The organism is Gordonia sp. NPDC003585 (genome assembly GCF_040610755.1).
Lineage (GTDB): Bacteria > Actinomycetota > Actinomycetes > Mycobacteriales > Mycobacteriaceae > Gordonia.
Genome location: NZ_JBEXMX010000019.1, coordinates 18,633 through 32,953, shown reverse-complemented (window position 1 = coordinate 32,953; position 14,321 = coordinate 18,633). Strand labels below are relative to the sequence as shown.

General features: G+C 65.2%; 15 protein-coding genes. 7 read left to right on the top strand and 8 right to left on the bottom strand.

Going from position 1 to position 14,321, the window contains the following annotated elements; all coding sequences use genetic code 11:
• The first annotated feature begins 45 nt into the window (after positions 1-45).
• Positions 46-375, top strand: a complete 330-nt coding sequence (locus ABZW74_RS07285) for an Lsr2 family protein (protein ID WP_355275270.1) — start codon at positions 46-48, stop codon at positions 373-375.
• Between the two features lie 178 nt (positions 376-553).
• The gene (locus ABZW74_RS07280) at positions 554-1,924 is read left to right on the top strand and encodes an LLM class flavin-dependent oxidoreductase (RefSeq protein WP_355275268.1); all 1,371 of its coding nucleotides are present in this window, start codon (positions 554-556) and stop codon (positions 1,922-1,924) included.
• A gap of 90 nt (positions 1,925-2,014) precedes the next feature.
• Here ABZW74_RS07280 and ABZW74_RS07275 read toward each other — a convergent pair whose 3' ends face one another.
• A complete protein-coding gene (locus tag ABZW74_RS07275; protein ID WP_355275266.1) occupies positions 2,015-2,566 on the bottom strand; it encodes a VOC family protein in 552 nt (183 codons plus the stop codon).
• Between the two features lie 131 nt (positions 2,567-2,697).
• Between ABZW74_RS07275 and ABZW74_RS07270 the strand changes: the two genes are divergently transcribed.
• Positions 2,698-2,844 carry a hypothetical protein gene (locus tag ABZW74_RS07270; protein ID WP_355275264.1) on the top strand — a complete coding sequence of 49 codons (147 nt, stop codon included), beginning with the start codon at positions 2,698-2,700 and terminating at the stop codon, positions 2,842-2,844.
• Positions 2,845-2,932: 88 nt separating this feature from the next.
• Here ABZW74_RS07270 and ABZW74_RS07265 read toward each other — a convergent pair whose 3' ends face one another.
• From ABZW74_RS07265 to ABZW74_RS07255, 3 genes are read right to left on the bottom strand one after another with little or no spacing between them, the layout of a single operon-like run.
• Positions 2,933-3,274, bottom strand: coding sequence for a DUF1801 domain-containing protein (locus ABZW74_RS07265; RefSeq protein WP_240862212.1), 342 nt, complete (start codon positions 3,272-3,274; stop codon positions 2,933-2,935).
• Between the two features lie 32 nt (positions 3,275-3,306).
• Positions 3,307-3,717 carry a TIGR03667 family PPOX class F420-dependent oxidoreductase gene (locus tag ABZW74_RS07260; RefSeq protein WP_240862194.1) on the bottom strand — a complete coding sequence of 137 codons (411 nt, stop codon included), beginning with the start codon at positions 3,715-3,717 and terminating at the stop codon, positions 3,307-3,309.
• Positions 3,718-3,777: 60 nt separating this feature from the next.
• Entirely contained in the window at positions 3,778-4,242 is a 465-nt protein-coding gene (locus ABZW74_RS07255) for an Lrp/AsnC family transcriptional regulator (protein ID WP_240862196.1), read from the bottom strand.
• Between the two features lie 196 nt (positions 4,243-4,438).
• On the opposite strand from ABZW74_RS07255, the gene ABZW74_RS07250 reads away from it, so the two are divergent.
• The gene (locus tag ABZW74_RS07250; RefSeq protein WP_355275261.1) at positions 4,439-6,763 is read left to right on the top strand and encodes a pyruvate dehydrogenase; all 2,325 of its coding nucleotides are present in this window, start codon (positions 4,439-4,441) and stop codon (positions 6,761-6,763) included.
• A 180-nt stretch (positions 6,764-6,943) separates the two neighbouring features.
• Here the strand turns inward: ABZW74_RS07250 and ABZW74_RS07245 are convergent, their stop codons facing one another.
• Positions 6,944-7,795, bottom strand: coding sequence for an exodeoxyribonuclease III (locus ABZW74_RS07245; RefSeq protein ID WP_355275259.1), 852 nt, complete (start codon positions 7,793-7,795; stop codon positions 6,944-6,946).
• A 189-nt stretch (positions 7,796-7,984) separates the two neighbouring features.
• Here ABZW74_RS07245 and ABZW74_RS07240 point away from each other — a divergent pair, with 189 nt between their 5' ends.
• The 3 genes from ABZW74_RS07240 to ABZW74_RS07230 are packed head-to-tail and all read left to right on the top strand — an operon-like array spanning position 7,985 to position 11,886.
• Positions 7,985-9,373 carry a hypothetical protein gene (locus tag ABZW74_RS07240; protein WP_355275257.1) on the top strand — a complete coding sequence of 463 codons (1,389 nt, stop codon included), beginning with the start codon at positions 7,985-7,987 and terminating at the stop codon, positions 9,371-9,373.
• Positions 9,374-9,418: 45 nt separating this feature from the next.
• Positions 9,419-10,654, top strand: coding sequence for a MoxR family ATPase (locus ABZW74_RS07235; RefSeq protein WP_355275255.1), 1,236 nt, complete (start codon positions 9,419-9,421; stop codon positions 10,652-10,654).
• Entirely contained in the window at positions 10,651-11,886 is a 1,236-nt protein-coding gene (locus ABZW74_RS07230) for a VWA-like domain-containing protein (protein WP_355275253.1), read from the top strand. The genes ABZW74_RS07235 and ABZW74_RS07230 overlap by 4 nt, the downstream gene beginning before the upstream one ends.
• Before the next feature lie 23 nt (positions 11,887-11,909).
• Here the strand turns inward: ABZW74_RS07230 and ABZW74_RS07225 are convergent, their stop codons facing one another.
• The 3 genes from ABZW74_RS07225 to ABZW74_RS07215 all read right to left on the bottom strand — a co-directional run bounded on the left by ABZW74_RS07225 (position 11,910) and on the right by ABZW74_RS07215 (position 14,318).
• Positions 11,910-12,485, bottom strand: a complete 576-nt coding sequence (locus ABZW74_RS07225; protein ID WP_355275251.1) for a class I SAM-dependent methyltransferase — start codon at positions 12,483-12,485, stop codon at positions 11,910-11,912.
• Between the two features lie 100 nt (positions 12,486-12,585).
• Positions 12,586-13,389 carry an ABC transporter permease gene (locus ABZW74_RS07220; protein ID WP_355275249.1) on the bottom strand — a complete coding sequence of 268 codons (804 nt, stop codon included), beginning with the start codon at positions 13,387-13,389 and terminating at the stop codon, positions 12,586-12,588.
• Entirely contained in the window at positions 13,386-14,318 is a 933-nt protein-coding gene (locus tag ABZW74_RS07215) for an ATP-binding cassette domain-containing protein (protein WP_240861129.1), read from the bottom strand. Before ABZW74_RS07215 ends, ABZW74_RS07220 begins: the two co-directional genes overlap by 4 nt.
• Positions 14,319-14,321: the final 3 nt, after the last annotated feature.

Sequence of the window (14,321 nt, the reverse complement as noted above, 5' to 3'; positions counted from 1 at the left end):
GCAGCGCATTACAATCGCGCCGCAACACGGGAGGATAGGGAATTCATGGCGAAGAAAGAAATTGTTCAGGTCATCGACGACATCGACGGCAAGGTCCTCGACACCTACGAGACTGTCAAGTGGAGCCTGGACGGTAAGAGCTACGAATTCGACACCTCGGCCAAACATGCTCAACAGTTCCGCGACTCGCTGTCGAAGTACATCACCGTTTCGCGCACCTCGGGTCGCGCGACCAAGCGTGCGGCGACACCGGTGGCGCGCAACAAAGAAACCACCAAGGCCATCCGCGAATGGGCCATCAGCGAGGGATACGACGTCAGCGATCGCGGCCGCATCCCGCTGAGTGTCATCGAGGCATTCGAAGCCGCTCACTGATCAACACCGTCGCCCCACCATTGGTCACCGACCAGGGTGGGGCGGCGTCGTCTCTGGAGAGAATCGTCGTTTCTCGAGAAGGCCGAGATCGGATCGCTGCGGCTGCAAACCTGGGCGTCACGACGGTGGGCCAGTTCACTGAATGCGCACATTTCCGACGCTCAAAGGATCGCATTCGATGACCCGACAGCTCCACCTCGGTGGCTTCCTGATCGCCTCACCTGTCACGCACTCGCACGCCGCATGGCGTCACCCTGGTTCGGAGACAGACTATTTCGGACCGGAGCACTACCACCGAGTCGGACGCATCCTGGAGCGCGGCAAGTTCGACTTCGCGTTCTTCGCCGATCTGCTCGCCGCGCCCGTCCGCTTCGGCGGTGACCAGACCGAGCCGTTCCGACGCGGTACCCAGGCCGCGGCCACCCTCGACCCCAGCCTGGTGGCGGCGAGCATTGCCGCGGTCACGAGCCGGCTGGGCATCGCGGTGACCAAGTCCGCCACCTATTTCCACCCGTACGAGGTCGCGCGGGTCTTCGGTTCGCTCGACCATCTCACGCGCGGTCGTATTGCGTGGAACATCGTCACCTCGCTGTCGCAGGCCGAGGCGCAGAACTTCGGATACGACGCGCATGTCGAGCATGAAGAGCGCTACGCGCGTGCCGAGGAGTTCGTGTCCACCGCGGTCAAGTTGTGGTCGAGTTGGGACGCCGACGCGGTGACCGCCGACAAGGAATCGGGTGTCTGGGCCGACCCGTCGAAGATCCACAGCGTCGACCATGTGGGCGACCACTACCGCACCAAGGGGCCGCTCAATCAGCCACGCTCGCCGCAGCACCGTCCAGTCCTGATCCAGGCCGGCTCGTCGGACACCGGTAAGAACTTCGCCGCGCGGTGGGCGGAAGCGATCTTCGAGATCGATCCGACGCCCGAAGGTCGGCGCGCCTACTACGACGACGTGAAGTCGCGGGCAGTGAACTTCGGGCGAAATCCCCACCATGTCAACGTCTTTCCGTCGTTCATCCCCTTCATCGGCGAGACCGAATCGATCGCCCGCGAGAAGCATGCGTTCCACAACGAGCTCGCCGACCCGATCTCCGGGCTCATCACCCTGTCGGTCCACACCGACCACGACTTCTCGCAGTACGACCTCGACGCCCCCGTCGAGGACGTGAAGGTGAGTGGCACACAGGGATTGTTCGAGGTGGCACGACGTCTGAGCGAACGCGACAGCCTGACGCTGCGCGACATCGGCAAGCTGTATGCGCAGGGCGTCCTCCTGCCGCAGTTCGTCGGCACCGCGTCCGACGTCGCCGATCAGATCGAGGAGTCGTTCCGTGGCGGCGAGGCCGACGGTTTCATCGTCTCGAGCGCACAAACGCCCGGAACGTTCAACGATTTCGTCGACTACGTGGTCCCCGAGCTGCAACGCCGCGGACTGTTCCGGCGCGAATACGAAGGCACCACTCTCCGTGAGCATCTCGGACTCGGCGACGCCCACTCCGATCTGCCTGCCGACATCCGCGGGGAGGATCACCGACTGGCCGGCTAGGGCACGCAATCCGTATGAAGTTGTGCCCGGATTGCGGGCACAACTTCATACGGATCAGCGGACCGACGCCAGACCTCACCGTCGAGCAGCTCAACGTCCGGGCAATGAACGAACCGCTTGCCGCATCAGACCCGGTACCGAATTGGCAAGATCCGAGCGAGTATCCGCCACGCTCTTCATTGCCCGGTAGAAGGACAACATCTGCCGGGGCGACGGAATCCTGGGCACATGTGCCAACTCCCAGTGGATGCCGCTGACGGGGTCGTCGAAGAACACCGCGTAATAGCCGGGCCAATACTGGGGATACGGCTGCGGCTCGTCGGTCACCGGGACTTCGCGAGCAGCGAGGAATTCCGAACGAAAGCGGTCGATCTCCGCACGACTGCGAGCCCACAGTGAAATGTGGTTGATCCCCACGGCCTGCTCGTCGTGGCAGAGTTTGGAGCCGGTCCGCGCCGGTTGAATACCGATGTAGCTGTGTGGAGTCGTGGTCCGGGTCATGTAGTAGGTCGACTCGTACTCCATGTCGAGAGTCGAAAAGCTGCTGTAGCCAAGCCATCCGAACATCGCGTCGTAGAAATCGATCGACTTGTCGTAGTCGAGCACCGCGAACTCGACGTGATGTACCCCGCGCCATCGCATGGCATCTCCCCGTCTGCGCAACCGTGGACTCGGGCATCGAATCCTCGGGGCCATCTTGCCAGTGCGACCTTTCAGCCGCCCTGCACCCCGGCGGAACCGTTCGGCAGGCGACGCTACGCGCCGGAATCGCCATGGACGTCATCGATGCCGGAGTCGTGGTCGGTGCTGCGCGAAACGGGGTGCCGTCCCGCGCCGCCGGCATCGGAGTGATGCTCGCGGGTGGCACTGCCGCCCTGGCCCTTGCGGGGCCGCGGGCGCTCCGACTCGTCAACAGGTGAGCCGGCAGATCACCGAACGTCGTTGTACGACCAACAGAAGTTGCAGTGTGACGCAGGACTCGGGCTCACCTGCAACCTTTGTGCAGAGCTATCCGCGATTGAGCGCAATCGCCGATTGCACCAGGGCGACAAGCGCATCGGTGTCGAGCGTGTCGCCTTCCCTGATGTCGATCGCGCGTCGGGTGCCGGCGCTCAGGCTGGCGTTGAACACCTTCTCGGGGTCCGGAAGCGAAGCGCCTTTGGCAAAGGTCAGTTTGATCTTGTCCTTGTAGGTCTCGAGCGTGCAGATCAACCCGTCGGCCGAAAACGTCGGCACACCGTCCGGATTGGACGGCTTGCGCCATTTGATCTCTTCGACGATGTCCGGATCTGCTCCGAGGATCAGCGCGCGTACATCCGAAACCCGTGATTCTCGCCAGTCTGTGCCCACATGGTTCACGGTAATCGACCGCGCGCCGGCCTTCACCAACTTCGCAGACGCTGTGGTTCGACGCGCACTGTCACCGAGTAGGTGGCACGGAATTCGGCAGTCGTGGTGTTGATCCCGGCGAAGCTCTCGCCGTACTTCGCCAGATAGGCGCTCCACTCGTCGTCGGTCGGACCGTTGTCGTCGAGGTGGGCGTTGCCGGTGAACACGGCCACGTCTCCCCCGAAGGCATTCGAGTTCAAGTTCAGCGCGACTGCCGGATGGGCGGAGACATTGCGGAGCTTGGCCTTTCCGGGCTCACTGAAGATCAGGAACGAGCCGTCGTGCCAGAGGAACCAGACCGGAGTGGGGACCGGCGTGTGCTTTGCGTCGACGGTGGTCAGCCAAATGATGTGTTCGCCGTCGAGCCGTTCGGCGACGCGGTCGGGAATCTCAAGAGTGGTCATGGCTGTGTAACGCCACGTCCTGCTTGGCCATTCCGGCCGCGAACCATCTCTGAGTGCCGATCACTCCAGGAGTTGCTCTATGCGGAAGTCGACGAGCGTGCGCATCTTCAGCGCCGTTGTGCTGCGCTGCACACCGTCGACGTCGAGGATGCGCCCCGCGATGCGATACAGGTCGTCGGCGTCTCGGGCGACGACGTGGATCAGCAGGTCGGTCGCCCCGGTCAGGCCGTGCACCTCGATCACCTCGGGAATCTGGGTCAGCGCGGCGGCGACCTCGGCGAGCCTGCGCTGCGTGACCTCCGTGAACACATATGCCGCGATCGGGAATCCGAGCGATTCGGGATCGATACGACGGTCGAAGCCCCGCAGCGCGTCGGTGTCACTCCAGCGGGTCATGCGCGCCTGCACGGTGTTGCGGGAGAGCCTCGTCAGGTCCGCCAGCGCACTCGTGGTCGCGCGGGGCGACCGGATCAGTGCTCGCAGGATGCCTCGGTCGGTCGCGTCGAACCGAAAAGCCTTGTGCACTCTGACCACCCTTTCACTGGCTATGACACTCCCCAGTTGTCACTTTGCGCAACTATTGGCATTTCTCTTGCATATTCTAGTCAATCGGAGCCAGACTGCGAACCATTCTGCACATTCACGACGCACATCGCGATGAGCCGCGATATCGGCCCGCGCAGTGCGTCGACGCGGGATCATTGTGACCAGGAGGACTCCGATGACCACCAGTTCGGCGCCGAACACCGGCACGGTCCAGCGCGACGACGTGCTCACCGAGATCGCGCAACGGGTGCTGTGGACGTCGACCGCGATCGTCCATCACGCCAACCGAATCCGGCCCAACCCCTCGGGCCTCAAGGTCGGCGGTCATCAGGCGTCGTGCGCGTCGATGGTGTCGATCATGACCGAACTCTGGTTCGAGCAACTCCGCCCGGGCGACCGCGTGTCGGTGAAACCGCATGCGGCACCGGTCCTCCACGCCATCAACTACCTGCTCGGCGACCTCGACGCCGACCATCTCCCTCGTCTACGCGAGTTCGGCGGCTTGCAAAGCTACCCGAGTCGCACGAAAGATCCTGACACCGTGGACTACTCGACGGGTTCGGTCGGCATCGGCGCCACCGCTCCGATCTGGGGTGCCATCGCCCGCCGTTACGTCACAACAGCATTCGGCACTGCCGGCACCGGGCGGCAGTATTCGTTGGTGGGCGACGCCGAACTCGACGAGGGCGCGGTCTGGGAGGCCATCCTCGACTCGTCGGTCGGCGAACTCGGCGAGATCGTCTGGATCGTCGACATGAATCGGCAGTCGCTGGATCGGGTGGTGCCCAACATCGCCGCGCCCCGGCTGGAGGCGATGTTCGCCGCGGCCGGCTGGCAGGTGATCACGGTGCGCTGGGGTCGGCTGCTCGACGAGCTGTTCGCACGGCCCGGCGGCGACGCGCTGCGGGCCCGGATCACCGACATGTCCAACCCCGAGTATCAGCGGTTGCTGCGCTGCGACGTCGACGAGTTGCGCACCCGACTGCCCGGGGAGGGCGACGGTGCAACCGCGATCGCCGCATTGATCGCCGACCTCGACGATGCGGCCGTCCATGCGGCGATCCGCAACCTCGGCGGACACGACCTGTCGGCCCTGCGAGCGGCGTTCGACACCATCGACGACGCCCGGCCGACCGTGATCATCGCCTACACGATCAAGGGTTACGGTCTTCCCACAGAAGGGCATCCGCAGAATCATTCGTCGTTGCTGAGCGTCGAACAGTTCGCGGAACTCGGTGAGCAGATGGGTGAGGACCCGGCGGCACCGTGGCATCGGTTCCCCGAGGACTCACCCGCGGGCCGCGTGTGCGAATCGACAGCAGCGCACCTGCGTCGGGAACCAACCCCGGAGCCCGAGAAGCTGGCGGTTCCGGCCGACGTCGGTCGCACCCCAACCGCGGTCTCCACCACCCAAGCCGCACTCGGGCGCACCTTGCTCGACCTGACCCGGCAGGCACCCGATGTGGCGCGGCGAATAATCACCGTCAGCCCCGACGTGAGTTCCTCGACCAATCTGGCCGGCTGGCTGAACAAGGTCGGCGTGTGGTCGCCGACCGAACGTCGCGACTGGTTCGACGATGACCGTGACACCCTCATGCACTGGCGGGAACGACCCACCGGCCAGCACATGGAACTCGGGATCGCGGAGACGAACCTCGTCGGTCTGATCGGCGAACTCGGCGCCACGTGGAGCCGCTGGGGCGAGCCGCTGCTGCCCATCGGTGTGCTCTACGACCCCTTCGTGGAACGAGCACTCGAACCGTGGTCGTATGGCATCTACGCAGGCGGCCAGTCCATCCTGGTCGGCACCCCGGCCGGCGTCACGCTGGCGCCGGAAGGTGGTGCGCACCAATCGATCAAGACGCCGTCGATCGGTCTGGAACAACCCGGATGCGTCGGCTACGAACCGGCGTTTGCCGTCGATGTCGAATGGACACTGCTCGACTGCCTCGCGCACCTCGGCCGCCCGGGTGGACGTTCGGCATATCTGCGGTTGTCGACCCGACCGGTCGAGCAGACCCTCGCCGCGGTTCCCACCGATCTGTCGGCGCGTGAACGTCGACGACGACAGGTGGTGGCCGGCGGATACACGTTGCGGCGCACCGAGAATCCGGTCGTCACGATCGTGGCGGTCGGTGCGATGGTCACCGATGCGCTCTACTCGGCACATCGACTGTCGCAGATGGACATCGAGTGCGACGTGGTGGTGATCACCAGTCCCGGACTCGTGTTCGAGGCGTGGCAGTCGCGGCGCGGCCAGGGCGATGCCCCGACGTGGATACTGGATCAGATCTTCCCTGCCGATCGCGCCACGCCAATCGTGACCGTCCTCGACGGTCATCCCCACACCCTGTCTTTCGTGCCGACCATCAATCGTGTCACCTCGATTGCCTTGGGCGTCAGCCAGTTCGGCCAGTCCGGGTCGCTCGAGGACGTCTACCGACTGCACGGCATCGACTCGGACGCGATCGTGCGGGCCGCGCTCGATCTGATCGCGTGATCACGGACCGTGCAACGTCGATCACGGCACGACCCCAGTCCGGTTCCGCCGAATCTGCGCCCACACAGATCTACCATCCACACATGGGATCTCCTGTGTAGATGGTAGTTCTGTGTGTGGATACCGACGCCGGGCGGGCGGGGACAACCGAAGATGAATTTCTGACTCACGGCACTGGCATCAACAGTAGGTCACCACAAGCGGAGCATGATCCGAAAGGCGTTCGGCGGGTGAGGGTTCCTTGTCCACGACGACATGCGATGCCGTGCGGGCGAGGCCAGGAGTCGCGAGTTGATGGTCCACTCGCCAGCCCACGTTCTTGGCGAACGATTGGCCCGCCCAACTCCACCAGGCGAGCGGACCGGGCCGGTCGCCGTGTACCTGTCGCACCACGTCGACGAGCCGACGTCGGCCGAGAACCGAGTCGAACCACTCGCGGTCCTCGGGAAGAAATCCGTCCATGGTGCGGGCGGCGCGCCAGTTGGTCACGTCGTGCTGCGTGTGTGCGATGTTGAGATCGCCGACGAGAAGGAACTCGCGGCCTTCGCGCAGTGCGGCGAGACGACTCCGGTTCAACTCGCGTGCAAACGCGGCGAGGAAACGCCGCTTGCGCTCGTATTTCGCCCCACCGTCGGGCTCCTCACGCATCGACCCCGGGCGCTGACGGTGCGCAGGCAGTCCGCCCTTCGGAAGATAGACACAACCCACCGTCACGGGGCGGTCGGCGAGGTCGACCTCGAGGTAGCGGCCCTGCGCGGCGAACTCGGCGAGCCCACGTGCGCGCGGCGGATGGGTCACCCACGTACGCATGGCGGTCACCGGCGTTCTGGTCAGCACAGCAACGCCGTTGCGGCCGGCGACTGATCCGACGTCCACTGCGGAGGCGTAGCCCGGGAACTCCCCGACTTCGGACGCGGGACATCGGAGCTCCTGCAGCGCGATCACGTCTGCCGACCGCATTGCCAACCAGCGGTCGAATCCGCGACCACGCGCCGCGCGGATGCCGTTCACGTTGAAGGTGGCGACCGTCACGAATCGGCGCTGGATGGATCCATGAGCAAGACTGTGCCGGAGCTGCGGCGAGCCTCGCAACCGCCCCTTCGGCCGAGACGAACGTGAGGGCATCCTGCCCGGGTTGGGTATAGTCATCGACGTGATGACTCACTCTGATCAAAGATTGGGGGTCCCTGCCGTACACGGTGAGTGCTGATGCACCCTCCGATGACTGCAGGAATCACTCCGAGACTGTCCTTCTGGCTGCGCGTTCGCGAGTTCGCGGTACCGCCGACCATGATCCACAACGCCACCGATCGACGACTTGTCGGCGACTGGATGGGTGCGTGCGTCGCCGCGCATGTCGACGTGGACCTCGATCTATACGACATCCGATGTCGCCACGGCAACGAGATCGCCGAACAGATACGCGCAGACCTCCTCTGCCTGGCTCCTGACCTGCTGCGTTGGCACATGCCGCGAGTCGCACCCGACGGCCTTCTTCGATCGGGCCTCACCGTTGCGCTCGCGCGCTACGGCGACCTCGAATCACGTTTCGGCACAACAGGTTCGACCTATCTGGTGGCACGAACACCACCCGCCTGGGCCGATGCCGGTCAACGGATCAGCCTCACGACGTGGTGCGGGCCACCTACCGCCACGCCACTCGATCTGCGCCATCCGCACCCAAAACCCAATCCACGATTCCGCCTCGATCTGCATCGGTGCCTATGGGATGCGACGATGGTCGGCGATCTCCGGATGCTCTGCGGTGCAGGAACTTTCCCACGGCTCAACCTGACGTGGAGCGAGGTGGACCGTGCGGCGGGTTACGCCGTCGACCGGTGGCCGAGCGAGGCTGCCAATCTGCTCCGCGCACACGGCCACCCGACAGGGCGAGTGCGCATCCGGCTCGATCGGCGAAACGACTTGATCGTCGATGTCGATGGCCGTAATCGACAACCGAGACTCCGCCTCATCCACGACGAGCCTCGTGGCCGGGTCACCGGGCTGCCCGTACTCCCCGACGCGGCGACGAGAACACTGCCCGATCGCGAACTCCTCGAGACCGGCGCCCTCACCCCTGCCCGACTACATCCCTTGGTGGCCGACGCCCTGGCTCCCGGATGGACGTCGGAGAGTGGCGCGTCGTCGACCGATCGGAGCGCAAATACCCAGCGCGAGAATCACATTCACTACGTGAACTGCCGCGGTCGGCGGCATCGGATCGGCTTGGTGGACGGCGTCTTGTCCGCGCTCGACCACGATCCTGACGAGATCCGACGCGAGGAACTGCTGACCGCGCTGACCGGAACCCCGGTGCCATGTCTGCAGGCCATCGATCGCGCACATCGTCGGCCGGATTGTCTGACCGGGGTATCCGAACGCCTCGACCACGGGGATGTCGAGGGCGCGATGGAGATCGTGACCGACCTCCTCGGAGCCGAGTCGAGACTCCGCAGCGGCCCGCTCGACGACGCACTCCGCATCTTCTCCGACCAGCGTGATCGCTACGAGGCGTATCGATCCGGCACGGAAGATGCTGTGCCACTGCCCTGTCGCGATGCGGGCTCCCGCGGTCGCCGGCGTCGGAGTTCACGTACACGCCGTCGGTGACGGCCCTTCACACGCACCATACCTTCAACACTTCACAGGTGATTCATGTCTACGGAAGCCCCAAACACGTCGTACCACACCACCCAACTCGATCACGCGAATACGCTGTCGGCATCGCTGCGGGCATTCACGAGCGAACCACGAGCCAACGAGCAGCTCGAGGCCCTCACCCTGGCCGTGGCCGCCGACCTCCCGGTCGTGCTGTGGGGTGAACCGGGGATCGGCAAGACCGCCGCGTTGACCCAGCTCGCCGGCACCCTCGATCTGCCGCTCATCACGGTGATCGCAAGCGTCCACGAGCCCTCCGATTTCGCCGGTCTTCCCGTCATCGGTGATGACCCGATCAACCAGGGCGTACCGATGGCCCCACCGGACTGGGCAGTTCAACTCGTGCGCGGCGGACGGGGATTGCTCTTCCTCGACGAGCTCTCGACGGCGCCACCCGCAGTGCAGGCCGCCCTGCTCCGACTCGTCCTCGAACGCCGTATCGGTTCGTTGCAACTCCCCTCCGATGTCCGAATCGTCGCAGCCGCCAATCCACCGTCGTCGGCGGCAGATGGCTGGGAACTGAGCCCGCCTCTGGCCAATCGTTTTGTGCACCTGAACTGGACCCACGACCACGACGTGGTGCTACGTGGACTGGGCGGTACCTGGCCGAGCGCCACACTCCCCCTGCTCGATCCGAAGAAGTTCGGTTCTGCAATCGATTTCGCGCGTCGTGCGGTGTGCACACTGCTAGCGGCCCGCCCCGCCCTGGTGCATCAACTCCCCGGCTCCGGCTCACGTCGTGGCGGCGCATGGCCATCGCCACGTAGCTGGGAGGCGGCCGTCCGACTACTCGCATTCGCCACTGCCGCATCGGCATCCGCGGATGTGGTCTCGCTCCTCATCCGTGGGACCGTTGGTGACGGTCCAGGTTTCGAGCTGCTCGCGAGCATCGACCGTATGGATCTGCCCGACCCCGAGGTCCTGCTTGCCGATCCGACGGACGTCACCCTCCCAGCACGCGGCGACCTCCGTCAGGCGGCACTCGACGCCGTGGTGGCCGCCGTCCGACACAACGCCGATAAAGCTCGCTGGAATGCCGCGTGGGAGATACTCGCGGTTGCGGCGCGGACCGGCGCTCCGGATCTGGTGGTGGTACCGGCGAGCACGTTGGCCGCCCTGCGTCGCGAGGACTGGCAGATCCCCACCACCATCGACCATCTCACCAACGTGATCGGAGTGTCGCACGCGGCACAGCTTGCCGCGGACACCGTCCCGGCGGATCCGGCTCGATGACCGCGGCAGGTCCGCTGACCGTTCGGGACAAGGTCTGTGCGGCGCGCTTGTACGCGGTCCGCTCCCGCCCCTTCATGGCCACTGCGCTGTATGCGATGCAGATCGTTGAAACGCCTCGCGTCCCGACCATGGCGGTGGATCGGCACTGGCGGTGCTATGTCGCACCAGGTTTCGTTGCCGCGGAATCGGTGGACGCACTCGCTGCCGTCCTGGTCCATGAGGTGTCCCATCTGCTGCGCGATCATCACGCCCGGACCATTCGCCACGCCCGGGCCAACCCAGACACCGGGCACGGTGAGCAGCTGCGCATGAATATCGCCGCCGACCTGGAGATCAACGACGACGCCTATGGCGCCGGTCTCCCGGTCCCAGAAGGCACTCCGCTCCCGCGACATCTGGGACTCTCCACCGGGCAGGTGATGGAGGAGTACCTGCGTCAGTTCCGTCTTGGCTGGCTCACCGACGGCTGGTCGTGGCTGGACTGCGGGAGCGGGGCACACGGCGTCGAACGCGACTGGGAGCTGGGCTCATGTGAGGGAACATCGGACGACGGCGGGCTGAGTTCACAGCAGCGCGAAGCAGTCCGATTCGCTGTCGCACGCGACATCACCAGTCGGCGGGGTGATGTCCCGGCCGGATGGCGTCGATGGGCGCACGAGGCCATCCACCCGACCCAACCCTGGCGAGTGCTGCTCGGCACTGCGATTCGGGCTGCCGTGGCCGGCTCCGGGCCCGGGGACGATTACACCTACGGGCGGCCGTCCCGTCGGTCGACGGCGATGCCCGGAGTGATCCTGCCCAGCCTGCGTCGTACTCCACCTCGGGTCGGCATCATCATCGACACGTCCGGATCGGTGAGCGATGCCGATCTCGGCAGCGCGCTTCTCGAGGTCGCCGCGATCGGAAGGGCCGTGAGCGGGCGACGCGATCTCGTCAGCGTCGTCTCGTGCGACGCCGCGGCCAACGTCGCCCAGCCCATCTGTGCAGCCGAGCACATCGAGCTGATCGGCGGCGGCGGCACCGATCTCCGCGCCGGCTTCGCCATCGCGCTGCGAACTCGCCCGGATGTGGTGGTGGCACTGACCGACGGGTTCACGCCGTGGCCCGATCGCAAGCCGTCGTGCCGAACGGTGGTCGGATTGTTCGGACGTCGCGGAACGTTCGATGGCGAAGATCCACGCTGGGCAACGCCCCCAGCGTGGGCTCACGTCGTCCAGATCGGGGCGTCCTGACGATCAACGCGCCATTGCGGGGTTCAGCCCTTCACGCCGACAAAGGTCATGAACTGCCCTCCCCAACGGAGATCCACCGTGGGAGTGAGGTGGTTGTGGGCCAATTCGGCCCGGATCTCGGTGGGGGCGGCGAGCCGGAACGGAGATCCGTCGAGAACGTGAATGGTGTGCCACAGACGATTGCGGGTCGCGTCATAACCGAGAACCCGGCCGCCGGGCCGCAGCACCCGCGCGATCTCGGCGAGCATGAGATCCCAGTCGATGACGTGGTGCAGCATCAGTCGGCTGATCACGGTGTCGAAGGAATCGTCGGCGAATGGCAGGTTCGTTGCGTCCGCGACCTGAACGGACGCCGAAGGGAATCGATGGAGCCGGTCGGCAGCAGCCTGAACCATGTGCGGGTCGAGGTCAACCGCGGTGAGCGTGGCATCTGGTCGGTCAGCGAGCAGACGATCAGCAAACAAGCCCGCACCACAACCTATTTCGAGAACATTCCGGCCGATATCAGACCGGTCGAGCAGTGAATCGACCGCTTTCCCGGCGTACTGCCACGCCGCGCTCGCGCAGAATCGGCGCTCGATCCATGACATCACCGGCATGAGATCCTCCCTCGACTAGTAAGGGTGACCTTACTTACATAGGGGACTGCAGACAAGGCCCGCGTGACCGCGGCGGGGCGGCCGGCACCACCGACGACCGCTACTTGACCTCGGTGCGCAGCACCCGGATAACCCCCAGTACCAAGGGGATGGTGATCCAGATGGCTGTCGAGACAATCAGCCTCGTCCACTGTTCTCCGGTGCCCCAGTCACCGGATTGGAGCGGCACAGTCGTGGTGGTCAGGTCGATCCACCCGGCCAGGTGAGTCTTGAACCACGGCACCAGTTCCGAGAGCAACGACAGCACGGTCGGCAGTGCGAAGTAGGCAACGATTGCACCGGGCGTGTTGAGGATCAATGCGGCGAAGCCGAATCCGACGAGCAGCCAGATCATCTGCATCGTGAACGAGTTGACCAGTGCGGCGGCGGTGAACTCCCACCAGCCTGCCGGGTCGCCGTAGATCAGGCCGGCGACGACGTTGGCGACCGCGGCGAAAAGCAGCGACAGTCCGACCGCAGCGACACCGGCCACGAGCGCCACTCCCAGTTTCGCCAGCACGATTCGTTCGCGTCGAGGCTCCATGGTGAAGGTGCTCAACGCGTTTCGCTGACTCCACTCACTGGTGACGAGCAGGATCGCCATCACCGGCAGGATGGTCGAAATGGGGATGTTCATCATGGCGAAGAACTCCAAGAAATTCAGCTGACCGAGATTGCTGCGGTTGGCGATCAGCATCGCGATCACCACGATGGCCGAGATGACCCCGACGGAGGCGGCCAGCCAGAAGCCGGCTCGAGTGTCGACCAGTTTGCGGAGTTCGACGCGGGTCAGTCGGTGCAGCGGGATCGGTGCGTCGTCGCGTTCGTTGGTCGTTACCGACGGTCGCAGCAGAGTGATGGTCATGAGTGTGCTCCTTGCAGTGCGCCGGCACCGAACGCCGGAACGGATTCTCGTTGAGTTTGCTGAGTCAGTTGGAGGAACATCTCTTCCAACCGCGCCCCGTCGCCGACGCGCAGCTCGACGAGCGGAATCTGTTGCTGCAGGGCAATTCTGCCGATGTCCTCAGGTGCGGCGTCGGCGGTGAAGCCACCGTCGGACACCGGACGCGCGGCGATCCCGGACAGCGACAACGCGCGCCCCAGGGCATCGTCGTCGAGCGAGCGCACGCGTGTCCCCGTGCCGGCGAGGAGCTCGTCTTTCGTGCCCTGAGCCACGATGCGCCCCTGTCCGACAACCAGGATCTCGTCCGCGACGATCTCGATCTCGTGCAGCAGATGGGATGACAGCAGCACCGTTCCGCCGCGATTCGCGTAGTCGCGCAATAGACTTCGCATCCAGTGGATACCCGCGGGGTCGAGGCCGTTGGCCGGCTCGTCGAGGATGAGGATATGCGGGTCACCGATCAGCGCGTTGGCGATGCCAAGTCGCTGACGCATGCCGAGTGAGTAGTTGCGGACGCGCCGGTTCGCCTCGTCGGGGGTCAGGCTGACGAGGTCGAGCATCTCGCCGACGCGGCTGTCGGGCATCCCCAGCGTCATGGCGGTCAGCCGCAGGATCTCCCGGCCCGTGCGACCGGCGTGCTGCGCCGACGCGTCGAGCAGCACCCCGACCTGGGTCGCGGGATTCGGGATCTCGCGGTACGGACGGTCGCCGATACGGACCGAGCCCGACGTCGGCGGCGTGAGGCCGACCATGATGCGCATCGTGGTGGATTTGCCGGCGCCGTTGGGTCCGAGGAAGGCGGTCACGACGCCCGGCTTGCACTCGAACGAGACGTCGTCGACCGCGACATAATCGCCATATCGTTTGGTGAGGTTCTCGACTGTGATCATGGC

What these genes read in the sequence shown, in the direction of transcription:
- ABZW74_RS07285 (WP_355275270.1), top strand. Translation starts at nt 46, where the DNA reads ATGGCGAAGAAAGAAATTGTTCAGGTCATCGACGACATCGACGGCAAG.
- ABZW74_RS07280 (WP_355275268.1), top strand. Translation starts at nt 554, where the DNA reads ATGACCCGACAGCTCCACCTCGGTGGCTTCCTGATCGCCTCACCTGTC.
- ABZW74_RS07275 (WP_355275266.1), bottom strand. Translation starts at nt 2,566, where the DNA reads ATGCGATGGCGCGGGGTACATCACGTCGAGTTCGCGGTGCTCGACTAC.
- ABZW74_RS07270 (WP_355275264.1), top strand. Translation starts at nt 2,698, where the DNA reads ATGGACGTCATCGATGCCGGAGTCGTGGTCGGTGCTGCGCGAAACGGG.
- ABZW74_RS07260 (WP_240862194.1), bottom strand. Translation starts at nt 3,717, where the DNA reads ATGACCACTCTTGAGATTCCCGACCGCGTCGCCGAACGGCTCGACGGC.
- ABZW74_RS07250 (WP_355275261.1), top strand. Translation starts at nt 4,439, where the DNA reads ATGACCACCAGTTCGGCGCCGAACACCGGCACGGTCCAGCGCGACGAC.
- ABZW74_RS07240 (WP_355275257.1), top strand. Translation starts at nt 7,985, where the DNA reads ATGACTGCAGGAATCACTCCGAGACTGTCCTTCTGGCTGCGCGTTCGC.
- ABZW74_RS07235 (WP_355275255.1), top strand. Translation starts at nt 9,419, where the DNA reads ATGTCTACGGAAGCCCCAAACACGTCGTACCACACCACCCAACTCGAT.
- ABZW74_RS07230 (WP_355275253.1), top strand. Translation starts at nt 10,651, where the DNA reads ATGACCGCGGCAGGTCCGCTGACCGTTCGGGACAAGGTCTGTGCGGCG.
- ABZW74_RS07225 (WP_355275251.1), bottom strand. Translation starts at nt 12,485, where the DNA reads ATGCCGGTGATGTCATGGATCGAGCGCCGATTCTGCGCGAGCGCGGCG.
- ABZW74_RS07220 (WP_355275249.1), bottom strand. Translation starts at nt 13,389, where the DNA reads ATGACCATCACTCTGCTGCGACCGTCGGTAACGACCAACGAACGCGAC.
- ABZW74_RS07215 (WP_240861129.1), bottom strand. Translation starts at nt 14,318, where the DNA reads ATGATCACAGTCGAGAACCTCACCAAACGATATGGCGATTATGTCGCG.